The sequence below is a fragment of the Pseudoxanthomonas composti genome, from assembly GCF_004122095.1.
Lineage (GTDB): Bacteria > Pseudomonadota > Gammaproteobacteria > Xanthomonadales > Xanthomonadaceae > Pseudoxanthomonas_A > Pseudoxanthomonas_A composti.
The window spans coordinates 594,638-607,686 of record NZ_SAWZ01000002.1 but is presented as its reverse complement, the minus strand read 5'-3'; the positions used below and the strand labels follow the sequence as shown (position 1 = coordinate 607,686).

Below are 13,049 nucleotides of genomic sequence, written 5' to 3'. Positions count from 1 at the left end.
CAGGGCCCAACCGTTCGAGATTGAACGGTGCGCGGAGCGCTTGGCGGGCGCCCGCCCTGTCGCATGAGGCGAGTCCGACTCTACCGCAGCCCTAGCGGATCGCCTACCCGCATAAGTAGAATGCATTCATCAACTTGTACAGATTCCGGAGGGGAATCCATGGAGTTGCGAAACCTGCGTGCCTACGCCGAAGTGGTGCGTCGTGGCGGCTTCTCCGCGGCTGCCAAGACCCTCTACGCCACCCAGCCGACCGTCAGCAAGGCCATCAAGCAGCTCGAAGACGAGCTGGGGCTGCCCCTGCTGGAGCGCTCCAATCAAGGCGTGCGCATGACCCAGGCAGGCGAGGTTGTGTATCGCCGCGCCCTGACCCTGCTGGCCGAACGCGACAGCCTGCTGACCGAGCTGGATGAGATGCGTGGCCTGCGTCGCGGCGAGCTGCGCCTGGGCATTCCGCCGCTGGGCAACGACACGGTGTTCGCGCCGATGTTCGCTGCCTACCGCGCCAAGTATCCGGAGATCGACATCCGTCTGTTCGAGCAGGGTAGCCAGAACCTGGAAGACAGCCTGATGGCGGGCGAGATCGAGATCGCCGGCAGCCTGCTGCCGGTGTCCGAGGCGTTCGAGGCCCAACCGGTGCGCCGCGAGCCGCTGGTGGTCTTGCTGCCGCTGCAGCACCCGGCTGCTCGGCTGGCCAAGGTCAAGCTGGAAGCGCTCAAGGACACGCCCTTCATCCTGTTCGACAAGGGCTTTGCGCTCAATCGCACCATCATCGATGGCTGCCAGCGTCGCGGCTTCACCCCGACCGAGGCCGCGCGCAGCGGGCAGATCGATTTCATCGTCGCCCTGGTCGCCGCGGGCATGGGCCTGGCCATGCTGCCGCAGATGATGGCGCAGGAGCGCCCGCGCCAGGACGTGGCCACCGTGCTGCTGGACGAGCCGGACATGGACTGGCAGATGGCGCTGATCTGGCGCAAGGGCGCCTTCCTCTCGCACGCGGCCCAGGCCTGGCGCCAGCTCGCCAGCGAGATGCCGCACCTCAAGCGCTGAGCGGCGTTGCCGTGAGCCTGCCCGAGGCGCCTGCGCAACCGGTCGAGCACGCCTCGCGCGACGAGGCGTGGATGGCGCGCGCAATGGCCCTGGCCGAGCATGCCGCGCAGGCACTGGACGAGATTCCCGTCGGGGCGGTGCTGATCGGCGCCGACGGGCAGTTGCTGGCCGAAGGCGTCAACCGCAATCGCTGCGACCACGACCCTACCGCACACGCGGAAATCGTGGCGATGCGCGCGGCCGGGCAGGCGCTGGCCAACCATCGTCTGGTCGGCTGCACGCTCTACGTCACCCTCGAACCCTGCGCGATGTGCGCCATGGCCATGGTGCACGCGCGTATCGCCCGCGTAGTCTACGGCGCCGCCGATCCCAAGACCGGCGCCTGCGGCAGCGTGTTCGATCTGCTGCAGGACCCTCGGCACAACCATCGCGTGCAGGTCACCGCCGGCGTGCTGGGCGAGCAGGCCGGTCGCCGCCTGACCAACTACTTCCGCGCCAAGCGCGGACGCCCGCTGCTGTAGCCAACAGCGGATGAATCCGCTTCGCCAATCTGGCCGCGCGCGCATCCTGTGGGAGCCGCTTCAGCCGCGAGGTGGCGTTCCCGGTCAAGCCACTTCGCGGGTAATGGCCCGAAGCGACCTCCAGCCGCGTCCTCACGGGATGCTTTGAGGATCATTCAAAGTTCCCCATGGCCCTGACAGCGCGCCTGCGTGCCCGTCCGATCGGCTCGCTGCAGTGAGCTATGATGCTGCGCCCATCGTCACCGAGACCAGAAGAAGAGCCGCATGAGCGCCCATCCCAATGCCAGCCACCTGATCTGGATCGACCTGGAAATGACGGGTCTGGATACCGACCGCGATTCCATCCTCGAGATCGCCACGGTCGTGACCGACTGCAAGCTCAACGTGCTGGCCGAGGGCCCCGAATGCGCCATCGCCCATTCGCTGGAGACGCTGGAGGCGATGGACGACTGGAACCGCAATCAGCATCGTCGTTCCGGCCTGTGGGACCGCGTGGTGGCTAGCGATGTGTCCATCGCCCAGGCCGAGGCCAGGACCGTGGAGTTCCTGCTGCAATGGCTGCCGGCCAACGCCTCGCCGATGTGCGGCAATTCGATCTGCCAGGACCGTCGCTTCCTGCACCGGCTGATGCCGCGGCTGGAGCGCTTCTTCCACTACCGCAACCTGGATGTCAGCACGCTCAAGGAACTGGCGCGTCGCTGGGCGCCGCAGGTGCTGGATGGCATCAAGAAGCAGTCATCGCACACCGCGCTGAGCGACGTGCACGACTCGATCGCCGAGCTGCGGCACTACCGCAAGCACATGGCCGCGCTGGCCGATCCTGCGGCCTGAGGCGCTGAGCCCGCGCGAGCGGTTTCGAGGTTTCCCGGCACGCGCTGGGGCTTGATGCTCCTGGTGCTCGTCGGCCTTGTTCCATCACTTCGGCAATCGTCCTGGCCCCACGCCGGGTGTGATGCATCGGTGCGCTATCTGATGCCTATTTCTTATGCGGCGTAGTCATCAGACATCGCGCTTGCGACAGCGGACCGGCGGGCGGTGATGGCTGCAATGAGGCAGAAGGCGGAATGGTCCTGTGGGGGCGCTTCAGCCGAATGGGATTTACGCGGCAAGCCTCTTCGCAGGAAGCCTCTCCACGAAAGCCAACTCAAAGCGAAAACCGGGGTCAGAGTGCAGTTTCCGCCCCGGGAGGCCGGCTCACGCGTAGCCACCTCTGACGTTGGAACGCGATTGACAAAGGCGTGCTGGAGCCCGCGCGTGCGCTGACCTTAGTCAGAAGTGGCCGAGAAACTGCACTCTGACCCCGGTTTCCCATGTCTCATGCAACGAAAGTCATCAGACATCTCGCTTGCGGCAGCGAACGGGCGATGGTGGCGAGGAGGCAACATGGGCCTATGGGAGCGGCTTCAGGCGCGAATGGGCTTTACGGGTGAAGCCTCTTCGCGGCTGATGGCCCTAGGCCACCTGGAGCCGCTCCTACAGGGTTATCGCTTTCGGCAAACTGAGTCGTGCTCGATGAGGTGCGGCCTGCCGCTTTCAGCGAGAACGAGCCAACGCCCAGTGGACCGCTGCGCTTGCAGAACACAACTGCGCGATTGGGAGCCTTGAAACGGGTAGGCAGCTGAAAAAAAGGCGGCTCTACGGTCGCCTCTTATCCTGCTTTTCCACCAGGCATAACGCTTCGCAAATCAGTTGCCCTTGGCCAAAGGCTTACCCGGCGGGCCGACATCGCCGTCGTCGGTCACCGACTTGGCCAGCAACTCGGCCAGCGGACGTCCGTCGGCGTCGTGGTGATACACGTGCAGGTCACGCTGCGGGTAGGGGATGGACAGCCCCTTCTCCAGCAGCTCGTTGCGGATCGACTCGAGCATCGTGCTCTTGGCGTTGCCGAACTCGCCGTTGAGCGCGTAGGCGAACACCATCAGATCCACCGTGCTTTCGCTCAGGTTGGTGACCTGCACGAACGGCGCCGGCTCCTTGAGCAGGTGCGGATTGCGCTGAGCCAGGCCCAGCAACAGCGCCTGCGCCTGCTTGAGGTCGTCGTCGTAGCCCACGCCCACGGTGATCTCCAGCCGCCGGGTCGGCAGGGTGGAGTAGTTGATGATCGGCCCGGAGGTGATCGTGCTGTTGGGCAGGGTGATCACCCGCTGGTCGAAGGCGCGGATGCTGGTCTGGAAGATGCGGATCTCATCGACGATGCCCTCCTGGCCACCGGCCACGACATGGTCGCCATCGCGCATCGGTCGCAGGATGATCAGCATCACCCCGGAGGCGATGTTGGACAGCGAATCCTTCAGCGCAAGGCCAACGGCCAGGCCGGCCGCGCCCAGCACCGTGGCCACCGAGGTGGCCGGAACGCCGATCTTGGTCAATGCCGATACGAACACCAGGACCAGCAGGGCGGCGTAGGCGACGTTGCGCAGGAAACTGCTGAGCGTGCTCTCCACGCGCGCACGCGTCAGTGCGCGCTCCAGCCCCAGGCTGATGCGCTTGGCCAGCCACATGCCCACCAGCACGATGACCAGCGCCGCGGCCCAGTTCACCAGGTAGTCGCCCCAGGGAATGGCTCGCCAGTCGACCGCGGCATGCGTCGCTGGCCGCGCCTGTGCAGCCGCAGCCGGCGCCGCGGCGTTGGCCGCGGCGACCAGCAGGGCATTGAGGCCCAACGCCATCATGCCGCCTTGGTCTTGGCAAGCGCGAGCCAGGTATCGACCACGGTGTCGGGATTCAGCGACACCGACTCGATGCCTTCCTGCATCAGCCACTCGGCCAGGTCGGGATGGTCGGACGGGCCCTGGCCGCAGATGCCGACATACTTGCCCTTGGCGCGGGCGGCCTTGATGGCCATGGACAGCAGCTTCTTCACCGCAGGATTCCGCTCATCGAACAGATGGGCGACGATGGACGAGTCGCGGTCCAGGCCGAGTGAAAGCTGGGTCAGGTCGTTGGAGCCGATCGAGAAGCCGTCGAAGATCTCCAGGAACTCGTCGGCCAGCAGCGCGTTGGACGGCACCTCGCACATCATGATGATCTTCAGGCCGTTCTCGCCCTGTTTCAGGCCATTGGCCTCCAGAACCTCGACCACCTTGCGGCCTTCCTCCAGGGTGCGCACGAACGGGATCATCACCCACAGGTTCTCCAGGCCCATCTCGTTGCGCACCTTCAGCACCGCCTTGCACTCCAGCGCGAAGGCATCGGTGAAGCTGGCATCGACATAACGGCTGGCGCCGCGGAAGCCGATCATCGGGTTCTCTTCTTCCGGCTCGTAGCGGGTGCCGCCGATGAGGTTGGCGTACTCGTTGGACTTGAAGTCCGACAGGCGCACGATCACCGGGTTCGGCGCCACCGAAGCGGTCAGCGTGGCGATGCCTTCGGCGAGGCGGTTGACATAGAAGTCCACCGGCGCGCCGTAGCCGGCGATCTTGGCGTCGATCTTCTTCTTGGTCGCCGCGTCCTGCTTGTCGTATTCCAGCAGCGCCTTGGGATGGATGCCGATGTGGCTGGCGATGATCATCTCCAGGCGCGCCAGGCCGATGCCGGCATTGGGCAGCTGGCCGAAGTCGAACGCGCGCTCGGGGTTGGCCACGTTCATCATGATCTTCAGCGGCGCCGGCGGCATGTTGCCCAGGTCGGTGGTGGTGCGCTCGAACTCCAGGATGCCGTCGTAGATGAAGCCGGTGTCGCCCTCGGCGCAGCTGACGGTGACTTCCTGGCCATCCTTCACCAGCTCGGTCGCGTTGCCCGAGCCGACCACGGCCGGCACGCCCAGCTCGCGCGCGATGATCGCGGCGTGGCAGGTGCGGCCACCGCGGTTGGTGACGATGGCCGAAGCGCGCTTCATCACCGGTTCCCAGTCCGGGTCGGTCATGTCGGCGAACAGCACATCGCCCGGCTGCACCCGGTCCATGTCTTCCAGCGAACGCACGACACGGGCCACGCCCGCGCCGATCTTGGCGCCCACGGCGCGACCTTCGGCCAGCACCTTGGCGCCCTTGGACGACAGGGCGAAGCGCTCGATCTGGGTGGCGTGGCTGCGCGACTTCACCGTTTCGGGGCGGGCCTGCACGATGAACAGCTTGCCGCTGACGCCGTCCTTGGCCCACTCGATGTCCATCGGCCGCTGGTAGTGCTTCTCGATGGTCAGCGCCTGCCGCGACAGTTCCTGTACATCCTCGTCGCTGATGGAGAAGGTGCTGCGCAGCTCGGCCGGGGTGTCCTCGGTCCTGACCCGCTCGCCGGGTACGTCCGAATACACCATGCGCAGCTGCTTGCTGCCGATCGAACGGCGCAGGATCGCGGGCTTGCCGGCGTTCAAGGTGGGCTTGTAGACGTAGAACTCGTCGGGGTTCACCGCGCCCTGCACGACCATCTCGCCCAGGCCGAAGGAGGAGGTGACGAACACCACGTCGCGGAAACCCGACTCGGTGTCCAGGGTGAACAGCACACCCGAAGCGCCGACATCCGAGCGCACCATCAGCTGCACGCCGGCGGACAGGAACACGTCCTCGTGCTTGAAGCCATGGTGCACGCGATAGGCGATGGCGCGGTCGTTGTAGAGCGAGGCGAACACCTCCTTGACCTTGTGCACCACATCGTCGGCGCCGGTCACGTTGAGGAAGGTCTCCTGCTGGCCGGCGAAGGATGCATCGGGCAAGTCCTCCGCGGTGGCCGAGGAACGCACGGCCACGGCGATCTCGCCGCCGCCGTTCTCGTCGCACAGCTTGCGGTAAGCCTGGCGGATGTCCTTGTCCAACTCCGGCTGCAGCGGGGCATCGATGACCCAGCCGCGGATCTCCTTGCCCGCCGCGGTCAGCGCGCCGACGTCTTCCACGTCCAGCGTTTCCAGCCGGTCGAAGATGCGCTTGGACAGATCGTTGTGCGCAATGAAGTCCTTGAAGGCCTCGGCGGTGGTTGCATAGCCGCCGGGAACGGAAACACCAAGCTGCGCGAGATTGCCGATCATCTCGCCGAGGGAAGAGTTTTTGCCGCCGACGCGGGCCAGATCCGTGAGCCGAAGCTCGTGCAGCCACAGGATGTTCTCGTTCAAACGCTGAGCTCCTTGGAAGACGTGGAATCCGCGCGAAAAAAACGGCGGGCCATGCGTCCGTTGGGGGGAAAGTGGTGTGCTTATGATGCAGGCCGATATCGCGCTGCACAAGCAATGGTGCGATATTGGTCTTATCAGTGTCCCGCGCGAAGGATGAACGTAATGTCGAGTGCAGTCAGGCCGGTGTTCTATGTTTCGGATGGAACCGGTATCACCGTGGAAACCATCGGCCACAGCCTGTTGACCCAGTTCGCCGGCTACAGCTTCATCACCGATCGCATTCCCTTCGTGGACGACGTGGACAAGGCGCTCAGCGCCGCCGACAGGATCCGCGACACCGGCCTGCGGCACGATGCGCGCCCCATCGTGATCCACTCGATCGTGGAGCCTGAAATCGCTTCCATCCTGACCCAGAGCGGCGCGCTGATGCTGGACGTGTTCGCACCCTTCATCAGCCCGATGGAGACCGAGCTGGGCACCCAGCGCCAGTCGCGCGTGGGTCAGGCGCATGGCATGGTGAACTTCGAGGCCTACCATCGGCGCATCAACGCGATGAATTTCGCGCTGACCCATGACGACGGCATCGCGGTGAACTACGACGAGGCCGACCTGATCTTGGTGGCGGTCTCGCGCGCGGGCAAGACGCCGACCTGCGTCTACCTGGCCCTGCACTATGGGGTGCGCGCGGCGAACTATCCGCTCACCGACGAGGACCTTGACAGCGATCGCCTACCGCCACGTCTCAAGCCCTATCGCAAGAAGCTCTTCGGGCTGACCATCGATCCCGAACGCCTGTGCCAGATCCGCCAGGAGCGCCGGCCCAATTCGCGCTATGCGATGCTGGAGACCTGCAGGCGCGAGGTGGCGGCGGCGGAGACCATGTTCCAGATGGAGCGCCTGCCCACGCTGAGCACCACGCACACCTCCATCGAGGAAATCGCCAGCAAGGTGATGTCGACCCTGGGCCTGCAGCGCGAGATGTACTAGCGCGCGGGAGGTCGGGCAGCCAAAGGTGAGGGCCCAACAGGGCAGCCAGGCTAGATCCCCACGCTATGCCGGCCCCGCGGTGACGTCAATGCTGCCGCGCGCCGGTTCCAGCGTGTAGGATCGAGGCATGGCAGAACTGCTCGCTCGCTCCGCGAACATCCCCCGCATCGGCCGCTTCGGCTGGCTGATGGGACTGTACGCGGAGAATTACACGCGGCTGGCCCGCTTGTTCGCGCCGGCCGATCTTCGTCCCGGCCTGTACACGTCCAGCATCGGCGATGGCCTGGACCTGCGTATCGAAGTCATCGAGACGCACCCGTACACGGTGGAACTGCGGTTGACCTACGACCTGCAGGACCCGGTGACCGGCGAGTCCGACCCGTCCGCCTTTGTGCGCGTCTACCGCGACGCGCGCCAGGCCGAGGCCACGCATTGCTATGTGGGGCGGCGCTGGCAGGATGTGATCGGCATGTTCCCGCCACCGGCGGAGCTGATCAGCCACCGCATGCGCATGAACACCTTTCTCGGCAAGTGGCTGGAGTACCTGGCTGAGTCCGGGCACGGCGTGGCCACGTTACGCCGCAGCGAGGCGACGGTTCACCAGTAGTCGGGGAGCGGGCGCCGTACGATGGCGCCTTCGCAATCGATCTGCGACTCGATGTGCATGCGTGCCAGGTTGAGGTAGTTGGCCTTGGGGCCAGAACCCGATCCGGTCACCTCACCCAGGTATTCGTCGTCGGCCCAGACGCGACCGATCCAGCTGGCCTCGTTCTCGCCCAGGGTCAGGGTGATCGTATAGCGCAGCTCTCGACCCTGGCGATTGCGGCAGTAGTGGATGTTGGGGAACTGCGCCCTGAAGGTCTGCTCGCCGGAGATGCGGTGCAGATGTTCGCGGGTGGCCTCGAGAATGCGGTCCGATTCCTCGGTAGGCAGATGCGCCAGCACCTCTTTCATGTAGGGCGAGCGTTCGATGAACATCGCCACCGCTTCATCCGGGCTGCGGCCGTGCCGGCGGACCCAGGAAGTGAAGGCCGCCTCATGCTGGGCGAACAGGCTCTTGGGGGTTCGGGTCACGGAAAGGCTCAGGCTGGGGGCTCCTGTTAACTTTGGTGAATCGGCGTTGCTTCCGCGTGATGATTGGGCTGATCGCTTTGATTTGCTTTTAACAACTGTGTCCGATTGCCTCGAAGCTGCGTCGAAGGCCTGCGCTGCGTTGCAACGTGAACCTTGCACCGGGCAGGTCTAACGTGCAGCTGTCCCCAGGGGAGAAAGACCATGTCTGCAGTGCCTTGCAATCGATGCGACGGGCGGATGGAAGAGCATGCATTCACGTGCCCGGACTGTGGCACCAGGCGACAGGACGTGGACCGTCCGCTGGACGCGCCTGCCTCGCCTGGCATGGGCGAGGCGCCCTACAAGGACTACAGCGGCTGGCTGATCATCGTGGTCTTCATCATGGTGATCGTCGGTGTGGTGTTCTTCGTCACCCGTGGCGATGGTGGCTTGACCACTGATGCGCCTCCGCCGGGGACGCCGGTCACCGAAACCTTCCAGGGGCGGCCGAACTGGCGCGACGCCGGCACCATCGGCAGCAGCCACTTCGTGGTCATGTCGCAGACCGTGCGTGACATGGATGAATTCCAGGCCGCCGGCGAGCGCATCTGCGGGAAGCAGCGCCCCTGTGAGGTGAACTTCTGGACCGATCCGGCGATGGTGCCCACGCAGCTGCCGCTGAGCCAGCTGCAGGAGCGCGCCCTGGTCGCGACCTACCGGGTCGACCCGATGCGCGGCGCCGGCACCTGGCGCTGGGATTGCAGCCGCTTCAGCGATGCCGAAGCGACGGAGTGCTTGTAGGGCAGGTGCGCGTGGTTCGTGCCGCGCGATGGTGGATGGAGGAGCGCCATCCACCCTACGTAGGGTGGACAACGCGAAGCTTGTCCACCGAGGCGTCCGCGGCGGCAGAGCTTAGGGCTCCGCCAGGTCCGCATGGTTCGTGCCGCGCGATGGTGGATGGAGGAGCGCCATCCACCCTACGTCGGGTGGACAACGCGAGGCTTGTCCACCGGGGCGTCTGCGACGGTTGAGCGTGAGGTGCTCGCACACCCGCACCGTCCGGGCTTTGCGATGGTGGATGGAAGGGCGCCATTCACCCTACGGTCGCTGTCGGGGCGGCGCGGCGCGCTCTGCCTTGACTGGGAGGCGATCAAAGAAAAAGCCCGGCGTGAGCCGGGCTTTTTTGTGTTGCTGGCGTCCCCACGGGGATTCGAACCCCGGTCGCCACCGTGAAAGGGTGATGTCCTAGGCCTCTAGACGATGGGGACGCGTTGAGCGTTGACGCAAGACGGAAGGGCCTAACTTCCATCTTTTGGAACTTGGTGGAGCCAGGCGGGATCGAACCGCCGACCTCCTGCATGCCATGCAGGCGCTCTCCCAGCTGAGCTATGGCCCCGATACTGCTTCGAAGAAAAAGCGCGGCGATGTCTCGCTGCGCTCTCATCGTGAAATGGCGTCCCCACGGGGATTCGAACCCCGGTCGCCACCGTGAAAGGGTGATGTCCTAGGCCTCTAGACGATGGGGACGCGTTGAGCTTTGAAGCAAGACAGAAGGGCCTATCTTCTGTCCCTTGAAACGTGGTGGAGCCAGGCGGGATCGAACCGCCGACCTCCTGCATGCCATGCAGGCGCTCTCCCAGCTGAGCTATGGCCCCGGTGTCTTGGGAGCGCGAAATGATAGCGACGCCTTCACGAGCGCGCAAGCGTTCGCCGCAACTTTTATTCGCATGCCGCCGAGGCAGCTGCCCGGATGGGGCAGGCGGGGCGGTCGCGGCCTGACCTGCGCTCGGCGCTGGGCTACAGTAAGCGCCATGTCGCTTGCCTCGTTCCTGTTGCGGATCCTGCTCAGCGTGCTGCTCGTGTTCAACGGGGCGGCCGGCGCGGCGGCAGGCGTGCGCATGGCGGCGATGGAACACGGGGCGAAAGTGATGTCGTCCCCGGCGCCGCAACCCGGCATGGCCGCGTGTCACGACAAGGCCGCTGGGACCAAGGCGGCGCATGCGTCAGCCGACCATGCGGATGCGGACCATTCCCGCGACGACACCTGCTGCAAGGACCGCGACGCCTGCCGCTGCGACTGCCTGCACCAGGCCAGCGCGCTGATGCCAGGCCTGCGGTGGCTGACGGTCTCGCCGCCGCCGCCCTCGGCCGTGGTCGCGACGGTGCATCGTCTGGCCGCCGCACCCCAGCGCCTGCCGCTTCGACCTCCCATCGCATGACGCACTGAAGCCGGGCGCCTGATCGCCCGGGGCGTGGCCGTGTCTGGCCAGCATCCGTTGCCTGGGCGCGGATGTCTTTCAGTCTGCGATGGAGGTGTCATGTCGTTTCCTTTCACTGGGCGTGCCGAAGGTGCGCCGGTTCATGCCGCGCGGCGGCGTTTCATGCAGGGCCTGGCCGCGGGCGGCGTGCTGGCTGGATTGGGCGGTTGGCCGCGGCATGGCTGGGCGCTGGCGACCGCGCACGCGCCAGGCGTGCTGGCCGGCACCGAGTTCGATTTGCGGATCGGCACATCGCCAGTCGACTTCACTGGCAAGCCGCGTACGGCGGTGACCGTCAATGGCAGCCTGCCTGCGCCGCTGCTGCGCTGGCGCGAGGGCAGTACGGTGAACCTGCGGGTCAGCAATGCGCTGCCGCCTGGGTCGGTGCATGGCACGACCACCTCGCTGCACTGGCACGGCATCGTGCTGCCGGCCAACATGGACGGCGTGCCGGGATTGAGTTTCGATGGCATCGGGCCCGGCCAGACCTACCAGTACCGGTTCGACGTCCGCCAGGGCGGGACCTACTGGTACCACAGCCATTCCGGGTTCCAGGAGCAGGCCGGGCTGTATGGGCCGCTGATCATCGACCCGGCCGAGCCGGAGCCGTTCTCCTACCAGCGCGACTACGTGGTGCTGTTGAGCGACTGGACGGACCTGGATCCGGCGGCGCTGTTCGCGCGGCTGAAGAAGATGTCCGACTTCGACAACTACGCGCAGCGCACCGTGGGCGACTTCGTTCGCGATGCGCGCCGCGGTGGCCTGCGCGCCACGCTGCAGGACCGCGCAGCCTGGGGACAGATGCGCATGACCCCGACCGACCTGTCCGACGTCAACGGCAACACCTACACCTACCTGCTCAATGGCACGACCACGCTGGGCAACTGGACCGGGCTGTTCAAGCACGGCGAGCGGGTGCGTCTGCGGCTGATCAACGGCTCGTCGATGACGCACTTCGACGTGCGTATTCCCGGCCTGAAGATGACCGTGGTGGCCGCAGACGGTCAGTACGTGCATCCGGTCACCGTGGATGAGCTGCGCATCGCCACGGCCGAGACCTTCGATGTGATCGTGACGCCGAGCGGGCAGGACGCCTTTACCGTGTTCGCGCAGGACCTTGGGCGCACCGGTTACGTGGCCGGCACGCTGGCCACGCGCGAGGGGCTGCGCGCGCCGGTTCCCGCCGTGGATGCGCGGCCGATCCTGAGCATGGCCGACATGGGCCATGGCGCAATGGTGCATGGCGCCATGGATCACGCCGAGATGGGGCACGCGGGCATAGGACATGGCGACGCGGCGTCGGCGGATGGGACAGCGGCCGCGAATGCGCATGCGATGCATGGCGCCCACCAGGCCATGGGCTCCACGTCGCAGGGCATGCAGACGCATCCGGAAAGCGAGCGGGGCAATCCGCTGGTGGACATGCAGACGATGTCGCCCACGCCGAAACTGGACGACCCCGGCATCGGCTTGCGCGGAAACGGACGCGATGTGCTCAGCTACGCGCGCCTGCGCAGCCTGTTCGAGGACCCGGACGGGCGCGAGCCGGGGCGTGAGATCGAGCTGCATCTGACCGGGCACATGGAAAAGTTCGCCTGGAGCTTCGACGGCCTGAAGTTCGACGATGCCAAGCCGCTGCGCCTCAACTATGGCGAGCGCCTGCGCATCGTGCTGGTCAACGACACCATGATGACCCACCCGATCCACCTGCACGGGATGTGGAGCGACCTGGAGGACGCGCAGGGCGAGTTCATGGTGCGCAAGCACACCGTGGACATGCCGCCGGGTACGCGCCGCAGCTACCGCGTGCGCGCCGATGCATTGGGCAGCTGGGCCTACCACTGCCACCTGCTGTACCACATGGAGGCCGGGATGATGCGGCAGGTGCAGGTGGTCGAATGAGCATTCCGACCCGCCTGTCCGCTGCGCTGCTGAGCGCGCTGCTGCCAGGCTTCGCTGGTGCCCAGGATGGGCATGGGCACGGCGTTAGCCGCGATGAAACGCCTGGGTCTGCGCAGCACGCTGACGGGCATGCGCTGGCTGACGGGCCCGACGATCAGGCGGCCGCCGCGAACCCGGCCGGCACGGAGACACACCGTCGGCAGGCGCATGCGCCCGTGCAACGCACGGGCCATGACC

The 13,049-nt window shown here is 66.0% G+C and carries 12 protein-coding genes and 4 tRNA genes; 9 read left to right on the top strand and 7 right to left on the bottom strand.

Annotated elements, in window-relative coordinates; translation table 11 throughout:
- Positions 1–159: 159 nt before the first annotated feature.
- The 3 genes from EPA99_RS05900 to orn all read left to right on the top strand — a co-directional run bounded on the left by EPA99_RS05900 (position 160) and on the right by orn (position 2,399).
- Positions 160–1,047: a LysR family transcriptional regulator gene (locus EPA99_RS05900; RefSeq protein ID WP_129470254.1), complete on the top strand. Its 888-nt coding sequence runs from the start codon at positions 160–162 to the stop codon at positions 1,045–1,047.
- A gap of 11 nt (positions 1,048–1,058) precedes the next feature.
- A complete protein-coding gene (gene tadA / locus EPA99_RS05895; RefSeq protein WP_425479165.1) occupies positions 1,059–1,568 on the top strand; it encodes a tRNA adenosine(34) deaminase TadA in 510 nt (169 codons plus the stop codon).
- 264 nt (positions 1,569–1,832) lie between these two features.
- Positions 1,833–2,399: an oligoribonuclease gene (gene orn / locus EPA99_RS05890; protein ID WP_129470253.1), complete on the top strand. Its 567-nt coding sequence runs from the start codon at positions 1,833–1,835 to the stop codon at positions 2,397–2,399.
- An 854-nt stretch (positions 2,400–3,253) separates the two neighbouring features.
- Here orn and EPA99_RS05885 read toward each other — a convergent pair.
- Together EPA99_RS05885 and ppsA are read right to left on the bottom strand one after the other, a co-directional pair.
- A complete protein-coding gene (locus EPA99_RS05885) occupies positions 3,254–4,240 on the bottom strand; it encodes a mechanosensitive ion channel family protein (protein ID WP_206733700.1) in 987 nt (328 codons plus the stop codon).
- On the bottom strand, positions 4,237–6,612 hold the full coding sequence (gene ppsA / locus EPA99_RS05880; RefSeq protein WP_129470252.1) for a phosphoenolpyruvate synthase: 2,376 nt from the start codon (positions 6,610–6,612) through the stop codon (positions 4,237–4,239). The genes EPA99_RS05885 and ppsA overlap by 4 nt, the downstream gene beginning before the upstream one ends.
- 162 nt (positions 6,613–6,774) lie before the next feature.
- On the opposite strand from ppsA, the gene ppsR reads away from it, so the two are divergent.
- Both ppsR and EPA99_RS05870 read left to right on the top strand, forming a co-directional pair.
- A complete protein-coding gene (gene ppsR, locus EPA99_RS05875; protein ID WP_129470251.1) occupies positions 6,775–7,599 on the top strand; it encodes a posphoenolpyruvate synthetase regulatory kinase/phosphorylase PpsR in 825 nt (274 codons plus the stop codon).
- A 127-nt stretch (positions 7,600–7,726) separates the two neighbouring features.
- The gene (locus EPA99_RS05870) at positions 7,727–8,206 is read left to right on the top strand and encodes a DUF1249 domain-containing protein (protein WP_129470250.1); all 480 of its coding nucleotides are present in this window, start codon (positions 7,727–7,729) and stop codon (positions 8,204–8,206) included.
- Here EPA99_RS05870 and EPA99_RS05865 read toward each other — a convergent pair.
- Positions 8,197–8,673 carry a hypothetical protein gene (locus tag EPA99_RS05865; protein WP_129470249.1) on the bottom strand — a complete coding sequence of 159 codons (477 nt, stop codon included), beginning with the start codon at positions 8,671–8,673 and terminating at the stop codon, positions 8,197–8,199. The genes EPA99_RS05870 and EPA99_RS05865 overlap by 10 nt on opposite strands.
- 288 nt (positions 8,674–8,961) lie before the next feature.
- On the opposite strand from EPA99_RS05865, the gene EPA99_RS05860 reads away from it, so the two are divergent.
- Positions 8,962–9,453 carry a hypothetical protein gene (locus EPA99_RS05860; RefSeq protein ID WP_129470248.1) on the top strand — a complete coding sequence of 164 codons (492 nt, stop codon included), beginning with the start codon at positions 8,962–8,964 and terminating at the stop codon, positions 9,451–9,453.
- A 391-nt stretch (positions 9,454–9,844) separates the two neighbouring features.
- Here the strand turns inward: EPA99_RS05860 and EPA99_RS05855 are convergent.
- The 4 genes from EPA99_RS05855 to EPA99_RS05840 all read right to left on the bottom strand — a co-directional run bounded on the left by EPA99_RS05855 (position 9,845) and on the right by EPA99_RS05840 (position 10,307).
- Positions 9,845–9,920 (bottom strand) — tRNA-Glu (locus tag EPA99_RS05855).
- Positions 9,921–9,972: 52 nt separating this feature from the next.
- Positions 9,973–10,048: transfer RNA gene (locus EPA99_RS05850), tRNA-Ala, on the bottom strand.
- 55 nt (positions 10,049–10,103) lie between these two features.
- Positions 10,104–10,179 (bottom strand) — tRNA-Glu (locus EPA99_RS05845).
- Positions 10,180–10,231: 52 nt separating this feature from the next.
- Positions 10,232–10,307: transfer RNA gene (locus EPA99_RS05840), tRNA-Ala, on the bottom strand.
- A gap of 156 nt (positions 10,308–10,463) precedes the next feature.
- Between EPA99_RS05840 and EPA99_RS05835 the strand changes: the two genes are divergently transcribed.
- The 3 genes from EPA99_RS05835 to EPA99_RS18810 form a co-directional block, all read left to right on the top strand.
- Positions 10,464–10,871, top strand: a complete 408-nt coding sequence (locus EPA99_RS05835) for a CopL family metal-binding regulatory protein (protein ID WP_129470247.1) — start codon at positions 10,464–10,466, stop codon at positions 10,869–10,871.
- Between the two features lie 99 nt (positions 10,872–10,970).
- Positions 10,971–12,812 (top strand): copper resistance system multicopper oxidase, encoded by a 1,842-nt coding sequence (locus EPA99_RS05830; RefSeq protein WP_129470246.1) that lies wholly within the window; start codon positions 10,971–10,973, stop codon positions 12,810–12,812.
- Positions 12,809–13,049, top strand: a 241-nt coding sequence (locus tag EPA99_RS18810) for a hypothetical protein (protein WP_206733698.1), incomplete at its 3' end; no start/stop codon positions are given. The genes EPA99_RS05830 and EPA99_RS18810, both read left to right, overlap by 4 nt.

Excerpts from the sequence above, each read along its gene's own strand:
- EPA99_RS05900 (WP_129470254.1), top strand. The coding sequence starts at position 160 with ATGGAGTTGCGAAACCTGCGTGCCTACGCCGAAGTGGTGCGTCGTGGC.
- orn (WP_129470253.1), top strand. The coding sequence starts at position 1,833 with ATGAGCGCCCATCCCAATGCCAGCCACCTGATCTGGATCGACCTGGAA.
- EPA99_RS05885 (WP_206733700.1), bottom strand. The coding sequence starts at position 4,240 with ATGATGGCGTTGGGCCTCAATGCCCTGCTGGTCGCCGCGGCCAACGCC.
- ppsR (WP_129470251.1), top strand. The coding sequence starts at position 6,775 with ATGTCGAGTGCAGTCAGGCCGGTGTTCTATGTTTCGGATGGAACCGGT.
- EPA99_RS05870 (WP_129470250.1), top strand. The coding sequence starts at position 7,727 with ATGGCAGAACTGCTCGCTCGCTCCGCGAACATCCCCCGCATCGGCCGC.
- EPA99_RS05835 (WP_129470247.1), top strand. The coding sequence starts at position 10,464 with ATGTCGCTTGCCTCGTTCCTGTTGCGGATCCTGCTCAGCGTGCTGCTC.
- EPA99_RS05830 (WP_129470246.1), top strand. The coding sequence starts at position 10,971 with ATGTCGTTTCCTTTCACTGGGCGTGCCGAAGGTGCGCCGGTTCATGCC.